Source organism: Corynebacterium nasorum, from assembly GCF_030229765.1.
In the GTDB taxonomy this organism is placed as follows: Bacteria; Actinomycetota; Actinomycetes; order Mycobacteriales; family Mycobacteriaceae; genus Corynebacterium; species Corynebacterium kefirresidentii.
The window spans coordinates 17,327-40,303 of record NZ_JASPGY010000006.1; the positions used below are offsets into that span (position 1 = coordinate 17,327).

Annotated in this window: 17 protein-coding genes and 1 tRNA gene; 9 read left to right on the top strand and 9 right to left on the bottom strand. The window is 50.7% G+C overall.

Translation table 11 applies throughout. The annotated features are described in order from the left end of the window. Nucleotides 1–85 precede the first annotated feature (85 nt). From QP904_RS07185 to QP904_RS07205, 5 genes are all read right to left on the bottom strand, one after another. Entirely contained in the window at nucleotides 86–811 is a 726-nt protein-coding gene (locus tag QP904_RS07185) for a VG15 protein (protein ID WP_259825046.1), read from the bottom strand. Next, nucleotides 812–2,287 (bottom strand): phage portal protein, encoded by a 1,476-nt coding sequence (locus QP904_RS07190; RefSeq protein ID WP_349018597.1) that lies wholly within the window; start codon nucleotides 2,285–2,287, stop codon nucleotides 812–814. Beyond that, nucleotides 2,284–3,900 carry a terminase large subunit domain-containing protein gene (locus QP904_RS07195; protein WP_259825048.1) on the bottom strand — a complete coding sequence of 539 codons (1,617 nt, stop codon included), beginning with the start codon at nucleotides 3,898–3,900 and terminating at the stop codon, nucleotides 2,284–2,286. The genes QP904_RS07190 and QP904_RS07195 overlap by 4 nt, the downstream gene beginning before the upstream one ends. A gap of 4 nt (nucleotides 3,901–3,904) precedes the next feature. Then, the gene (locus tag QP904_RS07200) at nucleotides 3,905–4,369 is read right to left on the bottom strand and encodes a phage terminase small subunit (RefSeq protein ID WP_259825049.1); all 465 of its coding nucleotides are present in this window, start codon (nucleotides 4,367–4,369) and stop codon (nucleotides 3,905–3,907) included. A 321-nt stretch (nucleotides 4,370–4,690) separates the two neighbouring features. Continuing rightward, nucleotides 4,691–4,763, bottom strand: a tRNA-Asn gene (locus tag QP904_RS07205). A 290-nt stretch (nucleotides 4,764–5,053) separates the two neighbouring features. Between QP904_RS07205 and QP904_RS07210 the strand changes: the two genes are divergently transcribed. Then, a complete protein-coding gene (locus QP904_RS07210) occupies nucleotides 5,054–6,352 on the top strand; it encodes a glycosyltransferase family 4 protein (RefSeq protein WP_284835805.1) in 1,299 nt (432 codons plus the stop codon). Between the two features lie 2 nt (nucleotides 6,353–6,354). Beyond that, nucleotides 6,355–7,902, top strand: coding sequence for a glycosyltransferase family 4 protein (locus QP904_RS07215; RefSeq protein ID WP_239204532.1), 1,548 nt, complete (start codon nucleotides 6,355–6,357; stop codon nucleotides 7,900–7,902). On the opposite strand, the gene QP904_RS07220 is transcribed toward QP904_RS07215, so the two are convergent. Both QP904_RS07220 and QP904_RS07225 read right to left on the bottom strand, forming a co-directional pair. Beyond that, nucleotides 7,885–8,730: an ABC transporter ATP-binding protein gene (locus tag QP904_RS07220; protein WP_234288171.1), complete on the bottom strand. Its 846-nt coding sequence runs from the start codon at nucleotides 8,728–8,730 to the stop codon at nucleotides 7,885–7,887. The two genes, QP904_RS07215 and QP904_RS07220, sit on opposite strands and share 18 nt — an antisense overlap. Next, nucleotides 8,720–9,664, bottom strand: coding sequence for an ABC transporter permease (locus tag QP904_RS07225; RefSeq protein ID WP_284835806.1), 945 nt, complete (start codon nucleotides 9,662–9,664; stop codon nucleotides 8,720–8,722). Before QP904_RS07225 ends, QP904_RS07220 begins: the two co-directional genes overlap by 11 nt. A gap of 72 nt (nucleotides 9,665–9,736) precedes the next feature. Between QP904_RS07225 and QP904_RS07230 the strand changes: the two genes are divergently transcribed. The 7 genes from QP904_RS07230 (at nucleotide 9,737) to QP904_RS07260 (ending at nucleotide 20,468) form a co-directional block, all read left to right on the top strand. Then, entirely contained in the window at nucleotides 9,737–10,513 is a 777-nt protein-coding gene (locus tag QP904_RS07230; protein ID WP_239204528.1) for a DUF6270 domain-containing protein, read from the top strand. A gap of 115 nt (nucleotides 10,514–10,628) precedes the next feature. Continuing rightward, entirely contained in the window at nucleotides 10,629–12,170 is a 1,542-nt protein-coding gene (locus QP904_RS07235; RefSeq protein WP_284835807.1) for a hypothetical protein, read from the top strand. Then, the gene (locus QP904_RS07240; protein ID WP_284835808.1) at nucleotides 12,167–14,074 is read left to right on the top strand and encodes a glycosyltransferase family protein; all 1,908 of its coding nucleotides are present in this window, start codon (nucleotides 12,167–12,169) and stop codon (nucleotides 14,072–14,074) included. The genes QP904_RS07235 and QP904_RS07240 overlap by 4 nt, the downstream gene beginning before the upstream one ends. A 123-nt stretch (nucleotides 14,075–14,197) precedes the next feature. After that, the gene (wecC, locus tag QP904_RS07245) at nucleotides 14,198–15,463 is read left to right on the top strand and encodes a UDP-N-acetyl-D-mannosamine dehydrogenase (RefSeq protein ID WP_284698439.1); all 1,266 of its coding nucleotides are present in this window, start codon (nucleotides 14,198–14,200) and stop codon (nucleotides 15,461–15,463) included. After that, nucleotides 15,454–16,392, top strand: a complete 939-nt coding sequence (locus tag QP904_RS07250) for a hypothetical protein (protein ID WP_200288811.1) — start codon at nucleotides 15,454–15,456, stop codon at nucleotides 16,390–16,392. The genes wecC and QP904_RS07250 overlap by 10 nt, the downstream gene beginning before the upstream one ends. Before the next feature lie 9 nt (nucleotides 16,393–16,401). After that, the gene (locus QP904_RS07255) at nucleotides 16,402–18,612 is read left to right on the top strand and encodes a glycosyltransferase (RefSeq protein WP_284835809.1); all 2,211 of its coding nucleotides are present in this window, start codon (nucleotides 16,402–16,404) and stop codon (nucleotides 18,610–18,612) included. An 8-nt stretch (nucleotides 18,613–18,620) separates the two neighbouring features. Continuing rightward, nucleotides 18,621–20,468 carry a hypothetical protein gene (locus QP904_RS07260; protein WP_200288813.1) on the top strand — a complete coding sequence of 616 codons (1,848 nt, stop codon included), beginning with the start codon at nucleotides 18,621–18,623 and terminating at the stop codon, nucleotides 20,466–20,468. A 53-nt stretch (nucleotides 20,469–20,521) separates the two neighbouring features. Here QP904_RS07260 and QP904_RS07265 read toward each other — a convergent pair whose 3' ends face one another. Together QP904_RS07265 and QP904_RS07270 are read right to left on the bottom strand one after the other, a co-directional pair. Further along, entirely contained in the window at nucleotides 20,522–21,685 is a 1,164-nt protein-coding gene (locus QP904_RS07265; protein WP_200288814.1) for a hypothetical protein, read from the bottom strand. A gap of 168 nt (nucleotides 21,686–21,853) precedes the next feature. Next, nucleotides 21,854–22,897, bottom strand: coding sequence for an ATP-grasp domain-containing protein (locus QP904_RS07270; protein WP_200288815.1), 1,044 nt, complete (start codon nucleotides 22,895–22,897; stop codon nucleotides 21,854–21,856). Nucleotides 22,898–22,977 lie beyond the last annotated feature (80 nt).

A 22,977-nucleotide genomic window follows, 5' to 3' on the forward strand; every position in this document is an offset into this window, starting at 1 on the left:
CCCTAAATGTTCAGTTTGTGGACTACGGCCTCATTCATCCCTTCCGGATACAAACCGTAACCACCCAAAATAATAGCACACGTGTTCATTTGCTCAGGTCGCCCACCTGGCGCATAGCCTTCAGCACAGCATCCGGATTCGTGCTGTCAACTTCTTCCAGGGCTTTTTTATAAATCTTTTGCGCTCTAATCGTCGATTCTGGAAGCTCAACATGGCCGCGTTTACGGCATATCACAAGGCACCGGCAATGGTCATGAAAGTGAGCACCGGAATACCCACCACCAGCAGTAGACCGGGACGTGTAATCAAAACCGCGAGAGGCCAAAAGGGTGCAAAACGCACATGCCCCAGGATGCGCAACGCGAGCCCACGAACCCCCGCCTTTCCACGCCGTATGCTCAGTGTTTTTACGCTGCCTGGAATACAATTCATCAGCGACGATAAACCCCATCGAATTCAACGTGCGATTGTAACCTTGCTCCTCAAAAAACAGCGGTGCGAAATCATGTGCCATCCGGGCTTCAACCTGCTGGGAATCCACTCGCTGAGGTTTCCATTCCACCGGCCGCATTCCCATGTAGTCTTCCTGTTCTTCTAGCCACGCCATTGTGGCGTCGGAGACGGCGGTGCCGTAGGAGTCGATGGTTTCGCGCACCATTTGCCGGAGGAGTTCTTTTTGTCGGTAAGGGTCCGCCGTCAAGTCCGGTATCACGAGGGCGCGTGAGTTAAGGTCGGTAATGGCCTGGCGGGCGATGGAGTCGACGACGGGTGTGATTGAGGACCAAGGCCGTTGTGGGTCTACCGCGTTCATCTAGCGTTCCTGCCTGGCGTCGTCGCTGGCGTTTTCACGCGGTGACGGTGCCACCTGGTCGGAGTTTTGGCGTGGCGATTCGGTATTTTCTTGGTCTTGAGGTGTCGAGGCCTGTAGCACCTTTGCCAGTTGTGATAGGCGTTTACTGCGGTTTTCCTGCTCGATTTGGAGTCGGTCGGCGGCTGAAAAATGCAGGTTCTTCAGCAGTACTTCGGAATCAGGTGCGAGTACTCCAGAAGTCAGTAGCTTTAGAGCCCAATCAGCATCAGCGGCCTTGGACGCAGTAGCCGGGTCACGCCAATCCACCTCGAGCCCGTCGACGAGGTCCTCAATGTCAACGTCCTGGTCAAGGTCGGACACCTGCACCAGTACACGGGCCAGCTCCAGCAAATCCGGATTCATTAACTCCGTCTTAATTTCAGATGCGCGAATCAGTTGCTCTTTCCACACGCGAATCGAGTCACCCGAGGGCGGATTTTCCGTCATGAAACCAAAATACTGTGCAGGAATCTTCGACTCAGAAGCAATCAACTGAGAATAGGCACGTACCTGCTCGATAAATGGAGTAGGAGGAGACGACGCGAATTGTCCGACGCTGGGCTGCTTGGGGTCGTCCTCATCGCCGTTGATGACAAGCATTTTGCCGATAGAGGTACGCCAGCCCATTTCAACACGGTCAAACTCCGTCATGCCTTCCGGGTCGTATCCGAAGTCCTCGGGTGAGGCGCCGGTAGCCCAGCGTTGAGGAGAAGCATAAAACTCGGAATTGTACTCCATGTTTTCCAAAGTACGGGCGGCAGCGTCGGTAAGATACCGCACGGCTGGGGTAATTTCTGACTGTCCAGACCAATGCGAAGTGCGCAGGCGATTGCGCAGTCTGAACATCGGGAACCCGCCTCCAGGAACGTCGAATCGCTCCACTGAGCGCACCGTGCCCATGTCGGTTGAGTCTTTGGAAATAACGATGACTTCGCCCTGCAGGTAGAGTACTTCGCGATACACGCCGTCGGAATTAACCCCAGAGCGGCGGTACCCGGCCACTGGCCCGTTTGTGGCGTCATCCCACAGCAGTGAGCCAGATAAGGGCGATACTGACCGCAGGCGGAATACGCCGTGTGGGTCGGGCTCTACAGCTAGTAGACCTAGACCGAAAATCAACATGTCCAAGATAGCTTCAGAGACTCGAAGCGGAACATTGAACCGACGTGTGACTAGCCGCATCTCTTCGCCATAGTCAGGAGAGATGAACCCATCCATGCGTAGCAAATCACCGTAGGTATCCACCACGGTTGCCGGCCATCCGGAAACAACCCCAATATCCGACAATGTACGAGGCACAGCCACGCCAATGCGCTGCACACGATGCGTCCCATCATAGTATGACGCCAGCTGCTTATTACCCTGCCGGTGTCCTGTGACTTCGGTAGTTAAGACTCCCAGAATGTCTTCTTCATTTTGCGTTAGCCCCCGAATCATAAAACGAATGACCCCCTCTTCTTCTTCGGCTTTGACACCCCTCGAGACACAGCATCCAAGTAGCACTTATAGGCCATGACTGCTGCATACGCTGCGTCAATTTTATCAGCAGACTCCGGTGACGACTTATAAAGCAAATATCCAGTACGTGTTTCCCTGCGCTTCGCGTTCAACAAGTGTGCGCGCAAATACGGTCCACCGTCGTAGGTAATATCGCGGTTGACTACCGCCTGCCTAAACTCGCTCAGTGATTGGTACACCGCGGCGCTTTTACCCCGCGGCCACGCCATCAACGGATGCGACGAGGTGGCCTTAACCTTTAGCTTCGGGGCGAATTCTGCCTCCCACGCTGAAACGTGCTCTGTCCAGCCGGATGGGTCGCAGTACATGCCGACGACACGATATCGGGAGAAACAATCGCGCACGACTGCATCTACCTGCCGCGTATCTGGTTCCCAGTCCGGGTCTCGTGGGTTCTTCGACTGCCATACTGCAACTTCGAACAGGTGCCCGTCTGTTACGCGCATGCCAATTAGCGCGGTCGCATCCGCATTACCTCGCACACGGCCTCTTGAGCCGTCAAAGCCCAACACAATCTTGTCGCCTGGCTGGATAGCCTTATCCCTATCCTCAATGGCATCTACCTCGAGGTGGGAGAGGAAAGAATCGGACGAAGAGACAATCTGGTTCAAATAAAACTGGCGCGCATCTGCAGGGTCCGTTGAGGGGTCCCAAATCTCGGTAATGATGCGCTCAATATCCACCCAGCCACCATTGTCTCTAGCGGAATCGCCATAAGCATGAACCAGCCCGCGGTAAAGGGAATCATGGTCAGCTAAGTCCGTATCCTCAGGGGCTTCTCGGTGGTCTACCAGAATCGTTTCTCGCTTAAGCCGCCCCTGCTGCTGCAGCTCGAGAGCTTTAAAGGTTTCCTCAGCAACTGAGCCACTGCCGGGCCTATAGGCGTTAGGAGTCTCGATAGAATGACCACCTAGCTTGCCTGTGTTGCGGCGTAGCACTGCAGCTAGCTTCACACCACCGTTACTCTGAGTCCACGCCTCGGTCTGGTCGGCAGAAAACCACACAGGCCTGCCGCCTTCTTTTGACAATGCGCCCGCGGTAATGAATTCTATGCGGCCTTTAGGAAGAGCGACAAACGTCTCCATAGGGTCAATGTCATAGTTTCGCATAGCTGGTCCGTCTCGCAGCATCTCTAGCAGTGGTCCATAGGCATTCTTGGATTGGTCCTCGTTGACCGCGGCAAACTGTACTTTCGGTGTGGTGAATTCAGACCATGGAACTCCCACAGGCTGCCCTGATGCGTCCCACCCGCCGAAGCACACTGGTCCTAGTGCTTCGAGGGCGCCAATAGCGCCCATAATTGGCGACTTACCCCAGCCTTTGGGCCGGGAGAGAATGCCGCGTGTATAGACACGTTGTCCAGTTTCAGGGTCGAGCTTGTAGTAGCGAAGAATAAAGCGAGCTTGTTCAGGCGTGAGCACCAGGGGCTGGTATTCGGCGCAGTCCGGTTGAGCTAAGTTTTCTTCAATCCACGCTAAACATTCCCAACCAAGTGAGGGGAATTCTCCAGGTTCTCGGGGTTTAAAAGGCATGGGTTTAGTCCACCGCCTTCAGGCTACGGTAGCGGCCGCGTACGTCTGCTGCAGCGCGGGAAGCGCGACGCTTGTCTTCAGCTTCGTCTGCGGTGGCCATGGTGATGCGGTGGCGGGCAAGACTGTCAGGCGTAATGCCGTATTGGGCGAGTTGCAGGCGGCGTTCTGGCCCGAGTTTGGTGTCGCCGCGGTTGTAGGCATCGTCGAGAATCATGGTGCGTGCTAAATCGAGCCACTGAGTTTCTTGGAGGCCTTGAGCCTTCAATGGTGGAAATTCGGACAAGGTATCCCAGAAGCGGAGTGTTTGGTTTGTCCAGGGCTCGTCTGTGGCCGGGTTAGTAGGGCCGTAGATGTCGGTGAGTTTGGGCTGCGGTACGAAAGTGACAACGATTTCTCGCTGCTCGATGTTTTGTTGGTTTCTTCTCGCACGTGATTTTGGATTCTTCGGTGCGGGACCGCGTCCTGCCATTATTTCCCCCAAATCTTTCGGCTATTGTTAGCTATCTAGTTCTATTATAGTGTGCTATACTTCTTGGTGGCAGCTGCCGTTCGGGGGAGATGGCTCCGGGTCGATTTTCGGCTCGGAGCCATTTTTATGTGTATGGGAAGTTGCTGGTGGAAGCGGTTTTGACGGCGTGTTTTGCGGCGAAAACGTGACGACATTTTGACGACATTTTGACGACATAAGCCACTGGAAACGGCTGGAAACGACTGGAAACGACTGGAAACCAAAAACTAAGAAACCCCCTCCTACCAGCATTTATGCCGGTAAGAGGGGGTAGATACACTGCTCCTCCAACTGGGCTCGAACCAGTGACCCTTCGATTAACAGTCGAATGCTCTGCCAACTGAGCTATGGAGGAATAAATGATGTACTTCGAACTTGCTGTTCTCTGTGCAACGAGGAATAACTATATAGGGTTCATGCGATTTCAACAAATTGCCAGCACACGGCGGTAAAATGACTGAATTCGTTGTCCTCATGTAGCGGGAACGCGTCAGGAATGGGTCAGGACTCCACTCACGGGGGTTCCTGTGCAAAAATGGTGGGTAAGAAGACTAGTTCTATGGGAACCAGTAAGCTGGAAATAGTGGATCAGTACGCTATTGAGGCTTGAGAGCGACGGATTTAGTACTAACGAAAGAGAGAAAATTGCGGATCCTCATCATTTCGCAGTATTGGTCGCCAGAAAGTAACGTGCCGCAGCGTCGCTGGGAATGGATCGCTAGCATTCTAAAGTCTCAAGGCTACGAGATTAGAGTCATTGCTCCTCCGCCGGCTTCTGTTCGACGGGCCTCTATTAAGCACTGGTGGAGCGCATCTCTTTTCCGTCCTCGAACAGAAGAAGAAAAGAATGACGCCGTAGATTTAGTCATCCGGAGTGGGTTTATCCCGTGCGGTGGCTCATTGATACAGCGTGCAATCGGTCAAGCAGGCATCGCTCTGGGGTCTCTCTATGCAGTACTAGTAGAGTTTGGCTTTTGGAAATCTTGGAAGCCTGAATTGGTTATAGGTACAGTGCCGGCTTTGCCAACCGCCGTGGTCGCCTTTGTAGCAGCGAAAATCTCAAGGGCGAAATTGGCTATCGACTTAAGAGACGCCTGGCCCGACCTCTTAGCCTATTCGAGTGAGTGGAATAAGGGGATCAAGAGTGCTTCGCTAAAGCATAAAATCTTGAGCAGAGGGCCGATTCAGTTCGTTAGTTTTGTGGTTGCCAGGACTCTCTACTACGTCTTGGGGCAAGCCCAAGGTGTCATTTTTACGGCAGAAGATTTGAAATTAGATTTTCAGAATCGACCTCAGCTGCGGAAGAACTCAAAGTTTCTGAACAATATGGTTACTATCCGGAATGTTTTTCCCCGAGAGGGATTGGGGCAGAAGAAGGCTCCAGGCTCAGGGGAAGGACCTCTAAAGGTGCTGTATGCCGGCACTATAGGTCGCGCCCAACGACTTCAAAACGTGATTGATGCAGCGGTGATCGCGGCGGAGCGTGGAGTGCCGATTGAGCTAAAGTTCGTGGGCGCAGGAGATGCTCGCTTGTCAGTAAAAGATTATGCAAAGCAAAGAAAAGTTCCCGCAACTTTCATTAAGCGGAAGTCAGCTGACTCCATCTCAGACTATTACGACTGGGCAGATACCGCGCTTGTCCATTTAACTGATTGGAAGCCATTAGAAAGAACTGTTCCCTCTAAACTGTTCGAGCTTATGGAGTACGGGGTGCCAATAACAGGTGTTGTAGCCGGGGAATCGGTCAGGTTGATCGAGTCCTTGGAAGCCGGTTATGCGGTTCCTCCCGAGTCGCCGGAAGCTCTAGCGAACCTATGGTGTGCCTTAGCTCAGGGCGAATTGTCTCTCAAGGCTAGCGAAAGAGCTAAACATTGGGTTGAGAACGAACGGAACAACGTTGTGCCCAGCTTGATTGCTAAGTTCTTGAAGCAGATGGAGTCATAAGCATGCCTGCTGGAATTGGTCGCTCGGTCATCAAATTTTGGTCCATCAATGTTGTGGGACTTGTACAGGATCCTGTGCGATTTTCGAATCAAATGGTTGAATTCGTGCGCTTAAACTCAGAGTCCAAGGTAGCCCGAGCATGTGTGAAGGGGGCGCACTTTGTACTTTCGGCAATGAGGATCCCCGGGTACGAGACCGCCGAGGCCGGGGAATTGAGTAGGGCGATAAAACAGCTGAAAAAGGCGCGATTCCTTAGGCCATTGACGTTTTCGTTTGAGAGATATCTCCGGGGGAAACTTCTGCAACTCCAGTCAGTTGAGTGCTTTGAGGGAGCAGTTGAACGCAGCGGTAGCGCAGCCGCCCCGCGGGTACTGTTTCATTTCACGAATGCATTGCCCTATACCCAATCTGGATACACGCTTCGGTCTAAAGCACTATTCAAGAGTTTAAGGGCAAGGGGAGTAGAAGCGTTTGCTTGTACGCGCTACGGATATCCGGAGAATATCGGTAGATTCCATCATGGTCCATATTTTGTCAACGATGGTCTCGAATATTTCGTGCTGGGCTCCTTATTTGCTCCGTTTTCAATTACTCGCCAGGAGGATCTGGCCGTCCGCCAACTAGTAAGACTCGCGAGGGAAAAGCAAGTAAACATACTTCACACCACCACCCCGTACACAAACGCGCGCGTGGTGGCTCGCGCAGCCGCTCTACTTGACGTCCCATGGATCTATGAGGTCCGAGGCGAGCCCGAGAGCACGTGGGCTTCGCAGTCTCCAGACCCAGAAAAACGCCGCAGCTCGGAGTTTTTTGAATTAGCGCGTCAGGCCGAAACAGCGGCGATGATGGCTGCAAATCAAGTAATAGCGTTAAGTGAGGTGTCGAAAGAGGACCTAACGCGTCGAGGCGTTCCAGAATCGAAAATCAAGGTCGTTCCGAACGCTCTGGAAGCTGATCAGCTTGAAACTCATACTGACAAAGCGCACGCCCGAAAACGATTGGGCCTAGGCGACGAGTTCTTAATCGGTGCAATTACCTCAGTCGTGGATTACGAAGGGCTAGACATTGCTATAGCTGCGATGAAGGAGATTCCAGACGCAACTCTCATTATCGTAGGAGATGGAGTGGCTCGACCAGGTCTTGAAGACCTAGCCGATGAGCTTGATTTGAATGATCGGGTTGTCTTTACTGGTAAGCAGCCGGCTACTGATATTCACCTTTGGTACGCTGCCTTGGATGTGTTCGTGGTACCGCGGCGAGACGTTGAAGTTTGTAGGAAAGTCACTCCGCTTAAGCCGCTACAGGCGATGGCCTGCGGAGTACCGGTAATCGGAACTGACCTACCAGCGTTAAAGGAAATCACCGGTGGATTAATGGTTGAAGTTGAACCGGATAACCCCTCCGCGCTGGCCAAATCAGTTGATTTAGTCCGGCAGGGGGAACTCATCGTGAATCCTCGGGAGCTTGAAGAATGGGCCAAGAAGCGATCATGGGAGCGGAATGCGCACAGCTTGGAGGGTCTGTACTTAGAGCTACTGAGGGGAAGATGAATGGGTCAAGAACTTTGCGGCCTCAGAATCCAGTAGGATTTTGTGCGGTTTAAACGCCTTCCGTTGCCGCTTGATGATGCGGTCAGCTTCTTCAAGTTTTCCCGTACTAACTCTGTTTCCCCAGACACGGTAAGTTGTAGTTACGGTTTCCGCATCTCCGTCAGCAATCATGTCGCCTTCGTGCAGCCATATGGCACGAGTGCAGTGCGTTTGAATCGTCGCGGCACCATGAGACACGAGAAAGACTGTTCCGGATCCAGCGAGAAACTCGTCCATACGATCCTTAGCCTTAGCTTTGAACGTGGAATCTCCGGTGGAAAGGGCCTCGTCAATTAGTAGTAGCTCGCGTCGAACTGCTGTAGAGATCGCAAAAGTCAGGCGAGATTTCATGCCCGACGAATAAGTCTTTAAGGGACGATCGATTGCAGACCGGAGATCCGCCCAATCGATAATCGGATCCACTAGCTTCGAAGATTCCGCTGGGGTTAGCCCCATTGCCAAGAGGCCTAAATTAATATTTTGGCGACCGCTTAAATTTGATTGGAGAGCCGCCCCGACGCCGAGCAAGGTGGGCTGGGAGGAAACAAACACGTCGCCGGAATCGGGCTTTGATGACCCAGCAATCATTCGTAGAAGGGTTGACTTTCCTGAGCCGTTTTTACCCAGGATGCCGATCGATTCTCCAGAATAAGCTACAAAGCTAACGCCTTTTACTGCTTCCACAGTATGCTTCGAAAGTTTTTTGGATAAAACATGCTCAGAACCGGAGCGACTAAGGTAGTAGGACTTCTTGAGATTACGAGCGACAACCGTTGGGTTATTTGACAACTGCGTACCTTTCCTCGGCTTGCCAAAAGTAGAAGTATCCAATAATCAATAGCCCGAATGACCAAGCTGCAATATACAGCCAAGTGCCTAAGGGCGGTACCTCACCGTCCAAAACCAGCTGTCGCACCGCGGTAAGAAACTGGTAAATGGGATTAGCTTGCATGATCGCTTGAATATGGGGATTTTTATCAAATTTACTCAGATCGAAGAATACACCCGAGATGAAAAAGAGACCTCGATTGATGATTCCCACCACTGACTTTAGATCGGGAATAAATGCTGTAGCTCGTCCCACAATGAACATGCAACCGAGCGAGAAGCAGTGGATTAAGAAATACAAGGGAACCACTAGAATGATGGTCCAAGAAATTCCTTTATCGAGCTGAAAAAGAAGTGCGCCTACTATCGCAACCATGGCGGGGATTGCATGGTCGATCATTTGCTTAATAGTCGTTGAAATAGGGACGGCTGCTGTGGGGAAGTTAAAACTGCTAATCAACCCTTTAGATCCACGGATGATGGAAGTGCCAGCTGACAAACCGCCGGTTGCGAATTTGAGGTAAATTACACCGATTGTTAGGAAGCCAATGAAATTGTCCATTCCCCTAGATACGTGAAGAACGTAGCCGAAAATGAAAGCGTAGACTGCCACGTCTAGGATCGGTTGAAGGATAAGCCAAGCGCGTCCGAGGAACATATTTCTACCTCGGCTAAGCGATTTACTGCGTGCATAAGCCGAGATGAAATGTCGGCGGTCAAAAAGTCGACGAGTATAAGACGCTAGGTTATCTCGGCTCCGTAGGTTATATAACTGGGAATCGTCAACGAGCTCCAAGTTGCGGAAACTAGCGTCTTTAACGCGCTTGGGCTTTTCTTGTTTTGCGTTGGTTCTCTCGGGAGCACTGTCGCTGTCGTTGTTCAATTGTGATTCCACAATTTCTCCACTGTGATGATTGCTCTGTAGTTACGGTCTAAGCTGTCGCTGAGGATAGTCTAGAATCATCGTATGCAGTTAGGAAACTTTGAGCCGGCATCTTCCAAAGAAGAAGCCACGCCTGTCCGTACCTTTATTTTTGGTGGGTGTGTGAGTCGGGACACTGTTGAGTTTGCGAAACACACCGACTTCAAGGTGCTCCGCTATGTGGCGCGTCAGTCTCTACTTTCCGTGGGCTCAGACGCGAAATCCAACATTCCTGATTTCAAACTGAAAAGCTCTTTCCAGCAGCGCATGTTAGAGAGTGATTTGTCGGGAAACCTCATGCGCGAGATATCGAAGAAAAACGGTATTGATGTTTTTGTCTGGGACTTGGTCGTTGAACGGACCGGGGTTTGGGAGTTTCCAGATGGGAGCATTGCTACCAATAGCGCGGAACTCAGGCGGCTGGAGGGCATGCCCCAAATTCTGAAAAAGGCCAGAAAGATTCCTTTCGGGTCCGCCGAGCACTTCCAGCGTTGGCAGGGGGCTGCAGCTTTATTTACTGAGTTTTTGGATTTTCTTGGGTTGAAGCAAAAATGCCTAGTCTTGGCACCGGAATGGGCCGAGTATCGCTCAGACAATAAGAAGACTGGCCGGATACGTGGTTTATCTGCCTCGCAGTATAATGAGATGTTCCGTAGATATTACGTGGTTCTAGAAAGGCTGGGGATTACTGTGTCAAGGATCGACGGCACAGTAGCTGACGAGAACCATAAGTGGGGAAATGCACCATTCCACTTCACTCGTTCGGCGTATGCTTCGATGGAGTACGAGATTAAGAAATCAGTGCACCAGACCAGGAATTAGCGGCATAGATATGAAACTAGAAGGTTTGCTGGTTTCCTTGCTGAAGAGAGCTCGTCAAATCCCGCACGGTATTAGAGCGCGAGTATACTGGGGGCGTTCCAGAGTCGAAGCGACTGTGGGTACTCGCTTTCTCGGACCGGAATTGGACGAAAACGCGAAATCCACCCTGCAAGGAGCTTGGCGCGGGTTGTCAGACGCTGCGGTGGGAGAGAAACGGCGAACGTCTAGCAGTAGCGGGGAAGTGCGGGCTTTTTCGCGTGGATATGAGTTCAGCAACCAAGGGTTCCTTCAACCACCGCCTTCACCGCGTTGGAAGGAGCTGGCTCTAGGTGAGGGGCGCCTTCGGGTTGAAGAAAACCTTCCTGTTGCATTGGCCCAGAAACGTGGAGTCTCAGTTGCCGTGCTGGGGCTTGCTATCGACTCGGAGGAAGGAATATCTGATAGCGACCTCATCGCTGACCGTATTGCTGATTTAATATTGTCTGGAAATAGCCTCGAGGCGATTGATGAGTACGTCCTGTGGCTAGGGGGCCGGTTCGTCCTTATCGCCGGGTGTGAAGACCAGTGGCGTATTCACGTAGATGCAATGGCAAGCAGAAGTTGTTACTGGACCGTCCGAAATAAACAACTTTTCGCTGCATCGCATTCTGCGTTGGTCGCTAGAGAGATAGAAGAATTCTCGAGGAAGCGGGCATATTGGGTTCTTTCAAATCCTGACTATGTGAGTGCTGCGGGAAAATGGTTGCCAGGCCGCATAACGCCGCATGATTGCACCGAGCTAGTAAATGCTAATTGTGTGCTGTCTTTTGACGGGGAAAGGGCCCTGCACTCCCGCATTTTCCCATTGGAAAAGCACCGAGTATCCGCGGAATATTCGCCAAAAGAGGTCGCTCGCATTCTGATTGGTGAGCTTAGGGTGCAGACTTCGGCGTGGCTCAATACCTCTGATAAAACCTATCTCGCTTTGACCTCAGGCCAAGATTCTTTGGTAGTGCTGTTGTCGTGTATTGATCTTTTCCAAAAGCACTTCACCAAAGCTATGACCTACATTTTCGCGGAGAGAAAGGATCCTTTAGGGATCAATGACCTCCAAGGAGCCAATTTCCTAGCTATGCTGTCTGGTCTGCAACACAAGGTAGTGAAAGTGGAACCGTTCATTTTTGAAGGAAAGTTTGCTTCCGCGTACAAACGATCGTTTCCTACTTGGGCTCGTTTTCCGGCTTTAGCCAAAGCTTTGTGGCAGAACTTCCCCAAAGAATCCGTAGTCCTTTTTGGGATCGGTGGTGAAATCGGCACAGTCTTTTATAAAGATAGGACCGAGAGTCCGGTTAACGGCGAAATCCTAGCCGGAAAGTTTACGACGAGTAAATTCTCCTCCAATTCTCGCCTTGTCGCAGAGATGGAGGAGTACATAGCTTATACCCAGCTAGATTCAGTCTCCCCGTCGCTTGCAAGCTTCTATGACCTCTATTATTGGGAAAATCGAATGACCAGTTGGGCGGCTGCGGGATACTCCGAATATGAGTTAGGGCCCTCAATAGGTCTTCCGTTCAATACTAGGAGAATAATCTGGCCAATGCTCAACTTGTCGTACGAGAATCGGTTAAACAAAGCAGTGTACAAAACAATAATTCGTTGGAGTGGGTGGCCTCTGTGACTCAAAATGGAAGATTAAACAAGATGGTGAATAAAACTGAATATTATTTTAAACGGGCGCGTCAGGTGGCCCGAGATGAAGGCCCTTCTGAATTAATACGCCAGACTAAAAGGCGATTTAACGTAGGAACGGTAAGCAAAAGGACCGCTACGTTTGACCCACTGGCAGTAACCGCCCAAGGGAAAACTAACAGGACAAGCCCATTCAAGGACCTATGCGTTGGCGTAATCATGGATGAATTTTCTCTCCTGGCATGGGGAGAGGAATTTTCAATCGTGCCAATCTTGCCTGGGGAAGAATCGAAACTTAAATCCTATGAGCTTGATTTATTCTTGGTCGAGAGTGCTTGGGACGGAAATGGAGGAGCCTGGAAGTACCAATTGACTGGCGGTTCCGCTCCCAGCACCGCGCTTTCCGTGATCGTCGAGCAATGCAAACAACTTGGGATTCCTACGGCCTTCTGGAATAAAGAGGACCCTCCCCATTTTGAGGAATTCTTAGATACTGCGCGGTTGTTTGATTTCGTGTTTACGAGCGATGTCAATTTGGTAGATGCCTATAAGCACGCGTTGGAGCATGATCGAGTGTGGCCTTTGAGCTTTGCTGCTCAGCCTGCGATTCATAACCCTATCCGGAATGATATGCCTAACTATCAGAAAGGAGACGTGGCTTTTGCGGGCATGTATTTTGCTCACAAATATCCAGAACGCCGTGAGCAAATGGAGATGCTGCTGGGCGGAGCTATGGATGCATCAGGGCATCTTGAAGACGGTCTCCGTATCTTCTCTAGATTCGAGGGAAAAGACGAGCGCTATCTCTTCCCGCAGCCGTTTTCCCAAAGAGTCGTGGGGTCTCTGCCGTACGAAAAAATGATTGCGGCTTACAAGAATTTCAAAGTCTTCCTAAATGTGAACTCTGTAGTTGACAGTCCCAGTATGTGCTCCCGTAGAGTGTTTGAACTTCTTGCTTCTGGCACGCCTGTAGTCTCTACATGGAGCAAGGCACTTGAGGAGACTTTTCCTTCTACTGAATTAGTGCTTGTAGATAGTAGGGAAGAAGCCACGTTGTCTATTCGTGCCTTGGTTAATTCTCCTGAGTTGAGAGACAGGCTGGTACATCGGGCGCAAAGAAGGATCTGGGAGAGCCATACCTATACAACTCGGGCAATGGAGATTTTGGAACGAGTTAGTCCCTCTGAATCTGAAGGTCTGAAGACTAAACCAAAAGTTAGTGTTATTTGCTCTACGGTGCGGGAAGGGCAATTGAAGCATGTATTTGAGCAGGTAGGTCGGCAATCCGGAGTGGATGTCGAGCTGATTTTGGTTCTGCACGGGATTCAAGTTGGTGACAAGGAGATTGCAAACTTCGCTGAGGAGGCGAAAGTTCATCAATACCGTGTACTTAGGGAGGAGCGAAGTTCCTCGCTAGGAGAGTGCTTAAATGCAGGTATCGCTGCTTCGTCAGGCGATTTCATCGCCAAGTTTGATGATGATGATTTTTACTTTGCTTCATATCTTTTGGATATGTATAACTCGTGGTCCTTTTCTGGTGCTGACCTGGTAGGCAAACAGGCAAACTATGCGTTTTTGGGCAATGAAGAATTGCTGATAGTTAGGCGGCCGGAGAGGGAACATCGCTGGACGAACTTCGTAGCTGGCCCTACTTTCTTCGGTCCCCGCAATACGTTTGCGGAAAATAAATTTGAGGCGCGTTCCCGAGGGGAAGACACTGCGTTTATTCGTTCTCTTTTGAGGAAAGGGGGGAAAATATATTCCACAGACCGCTTCAACTTTGTTCAGATGAGAAATGCTGGACAACATACTTGGGAAGTCTCAAATGCATCGTTTTTGGCTAATGGGCAGGTCGTGGGGATTGGTCGGAATTTCGAGGCTGTTGAATGCTAGATGGACCGCGTGCTCCCCAAGGGTTTTCGATGTAGGAGCGTCCCCTTTGTGGAATAATGCACTGCGGTTCTAAAACGTCGAATTAAAATTTGAAAATACTTTTTCTCCCGAGGAGGGGTTTTAGTGAGCATTGAAGAGAAACAATTGGGACCCATAAACAAGGTTTGTGTTGTTGGGCTGGGATACATTGGTCTCCCGACTGCAGCTTTTATCGCTGATTCTGGTATCTCCGTAGTGGGGGTGGACATCAATGAGCGCCATGTGGAGAAGATCAACAATGGTGAAATGCCCTTTTTTGAACCTGGCTTCGAAGCTTTATTAAAAAGCGTAGTCGCCGATGGACATCTCAAGGCTGATACAGAAGTAGCGGAAGCAGACGCGTTCATTGTGGCTGTCCCGACGCCGTTCAATGATGACTATTCAGTCAATATGTCCTACATCGAAGCGGCAGCGAAGAATATTGCTCCTGTGCTTCGACCGGGGGCGCTCGTGGTCCTGGAATCAACCTCCCCTCCAGGGACCACTGAAAAGATGGCTGAGATTCTTTTAGCCGAAAGGCCGGACCTATCGACGGATCCTGAAAGTGCTAACCGTCTCTTAGTCGCACACTGCCCTGAGCGGGTATTACCGGGCAAGATTATGGAGGAGATGGCCGCTAATGACCGAGTTATCGGAGGCCTAAATCCCCTGTCGACGGATAGGGCGAAACAGCTATACTCCTTTTTCTGCAATGGCGAGATGCTATTGACGAATGCAACAACCGCTGAGATGGCAAAGCTGACCGAGAACTCGTTCAGGGACGTGAATATTGCCTTTGCAAACGAGCTGTCAATCATCTCAGACAAGCTTGGAATTGATGTTTGGGAATTGATTGAACTCGCTAACCATCACCCACGAGTCAATATTCTGAATCCGGGCCCTGGTGTGGGTGGCCACTGCATTGCAGTTGATCCTTGGTTCATTGTTTCTTCGGCTCAGGAGGAAGCCAAGCTGATCCGTACGGCGAGGGAGGTTAATGACGGCAAGCCTGCCTACGTTATTGCCAAAATTACTGAAGCAGTCGAGGCCGAAGGCGCAGATTCAATCGCCGCACTGGGAATAGCATTTAAGCCGGATATCGATGATTTGAGAGAATCCCCTGCTCTGTCTATCGTGCAACAAATGGCCGAGAAGTGGCCGGAGAAAAACATCCTAGTAGCTGAGCCTAATGTGAATGAGCTGCCCGAGAGTCTAACCGCATATCAAAACGTGCAGCTAGTTGACGCTTCTCACGCGATATCTTCAAGCCCCGTGGTTGCTGTCTTAGTGGACCATACACCTTTCAAGAGCCTCGAAAAGAGCGTCTTGGAAGGAAAGAATGTCGTTGACACACGTGGCATGTGGAGCTGATCCTAGGGATGAAGAGGTTAGAATCCGGCAAGTCGCTTGCAAGTCTTGCCGTGTTAGCCGCTGTGTTGTTAATTGCCGCGGTGCTGTCAAGCAACTTAGTTCGCGCTGGGCTGTTGATTTTGGCGGTGGTAGTAGCGGCTTTGATCTTGATTTTAAGCGTTTCTTGGACACGACGAGTAGAGGCACAACGCCGACAGGATTACCGCAATGTAATGTCCGTTGCTAAAGAGTTGTCGCTGCTCCGAAACATGTCGGGAAGTATAGCCAAATCGCGAGAGAGTCAACGCTTTCAAGAAGAACAACTAACCCAAATCAATTCCGCGGTCGAGGAATGGCGACATGGTGAGACGGGTTCAGGGGGCGCAATCTCAGAACCTTTATCCTATTTTTCCCCTAGGCGTATCTCTGCATCGAAGCCTGTGGAGAAACCCAACTCTCATGTGGCCGGGCGACAGGCGGCGCTGCAAGACACTGGTGAGGGGTCCAAGGAAAAGCTACGGGATCTCCTTTATCCTTCCAACGAAATGACTCGAGTAGTGGCCGTTTTGGGCTCTTCCGACCTCCGTGAAAGTCTCTCGGGCTTCTGCTCCGTCCGGAAAATAGATTCTGCCGTTGACCTAGCGAAGTTTGGGAACGACATTTCCTGGCTTGTTATCGAAGAGGCGTCTTTAACCTGTGGTCGCTGGTTTGGGAGTCTGTCAGCTCAAGGGACGCATCTTTTTCAGGAGCTCCATAGCCAGATTGTGAAAGCGCAACGAAAGAATAATGTCCTTACGGCGGTCGTGGCTAATGCACCGGCCTCACATATGACGAGCGTTTTGCGTGACACCGCTGATGTTGTGCTTCCTAAGAAGCCAGGACAAGATTCTCGGGGCGCCGAAATGGCGAACCCAGTGATAAAGGCTATCGACGCATACGCGTGTAAGTGAGGTTAAGAAGTGAGCACCGCTGTAGTTTATGGGGACATCAGTCCGAATGTTGTAGATGGCTCGTCGATCTGGCTCATGTCAATAACCGAAACGCTTTCAAAGACATGCGATGAGGTCCATCTCCAGCTCAAAATGAAGCCGGATAACTATCGTCTCTTACAGTCCGTAGACAAGATTGAAAACGTCGTCCTACATCTTCCTCCGGACACCAGTTCTCCACTCAACGAGGAAGCCGCGGTTCCTGTCCTTGAATCGTTGGTCAACAGGGTCGGTGCTGACATCCTCGTTTCTCGAGGACTGAATTTGGCACACACATTAAGTCGCTCTTCGACCTTGGCGCCGATACTTTGGGCTTATATAACGGATCTTCCTTTCCCAATCACCAAGCTTTCTAAGACCAATGTGGGCCGTTTGCAAAGAATCTCGGCGAACTCTCGGAGAGTATTCGTACAAACTGAAGCGGCCCGAAGCTATCTAGAATCGATCGCTCCATTCGCGGCAGGGAAGACCTGCTTGATGCTCCCAATGGTACCGAGTGAGGCGTTTTCCAAGGAAAAGCGCGGGGAGAACTACGAACAGTCGGACAAGCTCCGCATTGTCTATGCGGGAAAGATGGCTAAGGACTGGAAGACACTCGAAATGCTGGAAATCCCCAAGCATCTCAGAAAGTTGGGAATCGAGTCAGAGCTATTAGTTGTCGGCGACAAGATAAATAGGGATAAGAGCGATCCTTCTTGGCACATCCAGATGAAAGAGGCGCTAGAGAAGGCAGCGGCAGATGCTGATAGCGGAGTTGAATGGTTAGGTGGTGTATCTCGGGATGAATCCATGGCAGCCATTTCGTCCGCCCATATTGGATTAGGTTGGCGGACAGCGGTACTAGATTCAAGCCTAGAGGTTTCCACAAAGGCGTTAGAATATTCTGCTCTTGGAACTCCTGCCTTAGTTAATTTTAACGATGACACCCGTGCTCTCTTCGGTAGCGATTATCCATTCTTTATTGATGCGCAAGCTACCGCAGTGGATGCTGCAAAGGTCATTGCTAAAACTGCAAACTCTATTGACCTAATGAGCCCAAAGGTTCGGGGCAAGGTAGCAAACTTTTCAATGGATTCAGCGGTAGAGCGTCTAACTGGCTACTTCCAAGCGGCCGGCATAGTCCGTTCTAGTAACCGTTCGGTGCCTATGGATGCGATTAAGGTCGTAATCGCTTCCCACGATTTCAAGTTCATGGGCGAATTAGTGGATGCGCTTGAGAAGGATCCTCGGTTCATACTCGAGAAGGACGTTTGGTCGTCTCTGCATCAGCATGACGAAGAACGCAGCCGAAACCTGGTCAATTGGGCGGACATTGTATTTTGCGAATGGTGTGGTCCGTCAGTCCGGTGGTATGCAGAGCATAAGCGACCAGGGCAGAGGCTAATTAGTCGTCTACATGGATTCGAACTTCGTGGCCCCGGCCCATGGATGAAGGAAATCGACTGGCAAGGCGTGGACGAATTGATTTTCGTTTCGCAGCATTACGAGGAAATGGCGCTGGAACGACTTCCACTGCAATCCACGGCTACTCGGGTAATTCCAAATGCAATTGATTTAGTGGACTTTGACCGGGAAAAGCTTTTTGGTGCTCAGTTCCATATTGGTCTGGTCGGCTACGTTCCCTTCTTAAAGCGACCAGATAGAGCTGTTTCATTCTTTGAAGAGCTATTGGAACACGACGACCGGTACGTCCTTCACATAAGAGGCAGGGCCCCTTGGGAATACCCTCACGAATGGAGTAAGCCGCTGCAGAAGCAGTTGTATCTAGATTTTTTCTCTTCTATTGCCTCGAACGAGCGACTACGGGATCACGTAGTGTTTGAAGATTTTGGGCCAGATATGGCGTCTTGGTTTAGGAAGATCGGCATTGTGTTGTCGCCAAGTGATGTGGAAAGTTTCCATCTTGCGCCTGCAGAAGGAATGGCCTCGCGTGCAGTCCCCATCGTGTGGGAGAGAGATGGGGCGAAGAACATTTTTGGTCCGTATGTAGATGGGGGTAGTGACCTCGCAATCGATCGCGTACTCGCCCTACGTGAACCGGAGACATTTGCAGAAGAGGGCCAAAAGGCACGTGAATACGCCTCCCGTTGGGGATTTAAGAAAATTATTTCCGAATGGATCGATGCCTTGACTGGGCAAAATGTTGCTGTCAAGGAGTCTGAGCGTACGGAAACTATCTAGGAGCTAGGATGTCCATTTACCTTTTGGCGGTGCCTAAGAAGAAGCTTCGCTCTACCGTTTCTGACGACCTTGCAGAGCATAATTCCGAACTGCTACGTCGGTGCTTCCAGAAATACCGCAGTTTGGTCAGTGATCACTATCGGAGTGAAATAAAAGTTTCCACACCGGGACAGCATGGGACTGCATCTATAGGTGTGTGGAAAAGGACGAACGAGTCGAACCGCGTCGTCGCAAAGAAAGACTGGTGGGCGCATTCGAGCGGCCAGGATGTTTCCGAGCTCCTGTTCGAGAAGGTGTCCAGGCGTGGCGGCGAGGTTGTTTACACCGATCCTGTTTGGGGCAGCTATACGGCGATCTGGGGTGAGCGTTATCGCGATCGCGTCATACTATGGAACACAATTCCGGCTCTAGAAGCGGTACATTATGCGGAGACGGAAGATTATGTTTTCGCTAGCAACAGACCACTTCTTGCTGCAGTAGCAAGAGCAGAGGGAGAAGCTTCTCCAGTGGCATTGGAAACTGACTTTTTAGATCAGTATTTGATGTTTGGGTTTAACCTCGATGCCGTATCTCCGTTTGAAGGCGTATCTACGATTGCAGTGGACGAGGCACTCGAGGTTAATAGCGGAGAAGTAAAGATTATTCCTCGTCCCGCAGGTCTAATCGCTAATCTCCCTAACCTTCACTCTGAAGAGGAAGCAGCTGAAGCTCTCGCCGACGCGCTAAAGGCCTCTACGCAGAGAGCATTAGCGAACTTTTCGGGCAAGAACGTTCAAGTACGAATGAGTGGCGGTAAAGACAGCCGGCTATTGCTCGGACTAGTTAAGGACTCGGAGCAACCTGTCTATGGGGTAACCTTTGGCAAGCCGAATGATGAAGAGGTCCGAGTGGCACATAATTTGTGCCGAGCGGCTAAAAAGAACTTGGAAGTAACTGCACCATCCCCAGTTGATCGGTCAAGCTTGGCGGAAAAGGTTGATCGAACAATTCTCATGTCTGATGGCATCCCGGCATCTGAACCGCATACTTCTATTTATTATGGCTCCTCGCCGCGTGTTGCTGGTGACGCAATCATGCTGGGGCAGTGGCCACTAATGAAGGGCGGTCAGGCAAAGAAGCTGCACTATTCTGAGTCGGGCTTGCAAAACGCTTTGCGACGACAAGCCGGGTGGTTCGTAAACGAGGGGATCCGAGCGCAGTACGCTTACTTCCTTGAACAATGGCAGCGTGAAGTAGAGACATCTATCGATCTCGAGTACTTGTATCTCTTTGCCCGAAACTTTAGGTCGGGACGCTGGCTGCATGCACACATAAACCTTTACGAGCGTGATGCAGTTATTGCTTATCCAATCGCTGATGAAGAGGTAGCTGCGATTTCTGACGCTATGACGATGTCAGAGAAGGTTTCACAGCGTGTTCTCTTTAGGGCCTTAGAAATGATTTGGCCCGAAGCGAACCGCATTCCTTTGTCCAACGGCAATAAATGGCGGTTTGAGAGTGCTGGTCCGGCGGAGAATCTTGGAGAAGATTCCTTTGCCGAGCGATATGCCGAAGTTCCTGCTCACGAAAGCGATGAATTCTTACAGGTGGATCCTCGGCTTAAAGATTCAAAAGCGATAGAGTACACCAAGGTTGTGGCCGTTCAGATGGCCAGAGAATTGGTGGAATCTGCTAACTGGGATCTGCTCATTTCAAAGGTCACTCCCGAATTTGGGAAAATCTTGGAAGCGGCCGCGAACGGAGAACTTATCGTTCCCGAAAAGTCGTCTCAAAGAGAGATCGTGAAATTCATTTGGCGTTTGTACGTGGCTGATCGTTGGCTGCGGAAGGAATGGCTAGCGGCGAAAGATAGTTAGCCCAAGGCTGTAGGTCGGTGAACATGATGTGCTCATGCTCACCGACCTCACTTTTAGTCTTCGGTGGGAAATAGCTGCAGCTTTAGTTTGCAGAAGTCATGGCGAGAGGAAAGCATTTGCTTTTCTTTCAATGAGAAGGTCTCTTCTGTGCCTTTTGCAAACTTGTGCTGGGCGTAGTACGAGTCCAGATAGCGCGCGATGGGGTTTATAGATTCCCCGTAAGTGGGGTAGATAAAGGAGGTCGCGTGAGGGAAAGAGTTGACTTCCAAAACTCGTGGCATGTCGTCTTTCAAACTACGCACCATGATATCGACGCCGCCAGTGTATAGACCCGGAATCGCGGCAACTGCTCGAACAGCGGTGTCCCTAATTTCCTCTGAAATGATATCGGTGATATTTGCAGTTTCAGCACCGAAAGAAATATTAGAGATTGCGCTGAGGAGAACGCGTTCTCCTGCTTCGGGAATATCTGAGAAAGACAATGAATTGGAGCGCATGAACGCTTCCATGTTCGCGTTTCGGCGAAGAAGTCGCTTGCTTCGTGCGCGGTCCTTCTGACGCTCGTCATTTTTAAGCGCCATCAGTTCTTCGATGTTGTGGGTTCCGTCGCCGGTAACGTAGGCAGGGATTCGGATGATTGAACCGAAAAACTCTCCCTCCACAACGGTGACGCGCAATTCAAAGCCGTCAACCATTTCTTGGACAATTACCGAGGGCTCTCGCTTTCGTTCCTTTTGCATCTCCACGCATTCGTGGAAGCGCTCTTTGAAGTCCTGTTCAGTAACGTTAAGAAAAACTCCGAGACCTTGGGAGAAGCTTGGTGCTTTGACCACGACTTCTCTCCGGCCTTGAGCAAAAGCGGTGTCGAAGGCGTCGTCAGCCTCGTCCGGTCCAAAAACCTGGTACCAAGGAACATTAATGCCAGCGGTGTGCAGGATTTTTTGTGTTTTTACTTTGTTCTGGCAGATTCGTCCAGCTGTCTTAGTGCAGGTAGGTACGTTCCAAGGAGTAACTACTCCGATGGGATCATCTGCAGAATCCTTTAGAGTGATATACGGACGGTTCTTTTTCGAGCGGTCAATATGGAAGTTGCGCCCCGAGCGGCGGACAGTCCGAATCCACGCGTTGTGTATGCCCGTGGTGTAACCATCTTGCCAATAATTTTGTTCAAGGCTGGGCAGAGAATCCAGAATATGGTTTAGGTGCTCGGTACGCATGTAGTTCCAATCATCTGAGCTAGGAGTGGGTTGCTTATCGCACAGATTTTAGCAACGAGGTCAGGCTGACAAGTTAGTTCGCCTTGGTTCTCACTATTAAGCCCGAGGCGGTGCAGAGATTTAGCGGAGTTACGCCGACCCAGCAACGCCTAGAGCCTTAACTAGTGCCTAAGAGTAGAGCAGCTGTGTTCGCTCGATCTGGTCGACAATATAACTAGCCGCATTAACAGGCTCGCCGTAGCTTACATAGTGGTGGATGTCGAAGAAAGGCTGCGTATTGATCTCTAGAACTGTGATGTCGGCGTCAGGCTGCAAGGAAGAGGTGAAAATGTCTACTCCCACTGTTCCCGTCCCTGGGAAGGCCCGAGCAGCGCGCTCTGCAACCGCGATGTGTTGACGAGAAATTTTATCGATGACATTAAGCGTGAAGCCGCCGCCACCTACGGAGGATATTGGATTTAGAACGACTACTTCGCCGTGCTCGGGCACTTGCTCGAGTGTCCAAGGGCTTTCGGCTAGCCAATCTTCATCTATGTTTATCTCCGTAGATTTTAGGTAAGCATCGGCAAGTCGGCGTTGGAGCTCGAGATCCACCAGTTCTTGAACCGTATGCTTCCCGTCACCTACTACAAATGCGTTTAGCCTAGAGCAAGCAACGCGTACACGGCCACCGATGACTAAGACGCGTATATCGAAACCAGCGAAGTATTCTTCGATTACAATTTCATCGCCGTAGCCGCTGTCAGCTGCTTTAGACCAAGCCTTTTCAAAGGTCTCGGTATCTTTGATATTGAGAGACACGCCGCGCCCTCGGGTGCCGCCATTCGGCTTAACTACGACAGGGCGATCTTGCGCCTTAAAATATTCGAGGGCCTCAGCTTTAGTGGCTGAATTGAACTTCTGGCCGTTAGGCGTCGGCACGTTATTGGCTTGAAGAGTCAATTTTGTGGCCTGTTTGTCGTTGGAAACCCTTCTAGCGAACATACTCTGGGTAGATGGGCCGTGATAAACGGTTCCTCCCACCGTTTTACCGTTATTCAAAAATATCCATGTGCCGTCTTTGACTTTTTGGGTCTCCCAGCCGCGGGACCTCGCTTCGCCCAGCATAAGTTTTGTGCGGGACTTAATCCGGTCATAAGTATTGATTGGCAGCTTTGGTTTCAAAATTTCGTCATTTACCAAAGCAATTAGGTTTCTAGGATCGTAGCTCACGTAGGCATAGTACATTTAAGATTCTCGCTTTTGTACCGACTAACTCACTAAAACTTATTCACTAGTTCGCCCCATCGATG

Coding starts and splice junctions, on each gene's coding strand:
- QP904_RS07185 (WP_259825046.1), bottom strand. CDS start 811: ATGAACGCGGTAGACCCACAACGGCCTTGGTCCTCAATCACACCCGTC.
- QP904_RS07190 (WP_349018597.1), bottom strand. CDS start 2,287: ATGATTCGGGGGCTAACGCAAAATGAAGAAGACATTCTGGGAGTCTTA.
- QP904_RS07195 (WP_259825048.1), bottom strand. CDS start 3,900: ATGCCTTTTAAACCCCGAGAACCTGGAGAATTCCCCTCACTTGGTTGG.
- QP904_RS07200 (WP_259825049.1), bottom strand. CDS start 4,369: ATGGCAGGACGCGGTCCCGCACCGAAGAATCCAAAATCACGTGCGAGA.
- QP904_RS07215 (WP_239204532.1), top strand. CDS start 6,355: ATGCCTGCTGGAATTGGTCGCTCGGTCATCAAATTTTGGTCCATCAAT.
- QP904_RS07230 (WP_239204528.1), top strand. CDS start 9,737: ATGCAGTTAGGAAACTTTGAGCCGGCATCTTCCAAAGAAGAAGCCACG.
- QP904_RS07260 (WP_200288813.1), top strand. CDS start 18,621: ATGTCCATTTACCTTTTGGCGGTGCCTAAGAAGAAGCTTCGCTCTACC.
- QP904_RS07265 (WP_200288814.1), bottom strand. CDS start 21,685: ATGCGTACCGAGCACCTAAACCATATTCTGGATTCTCTGCCCAGCCTT.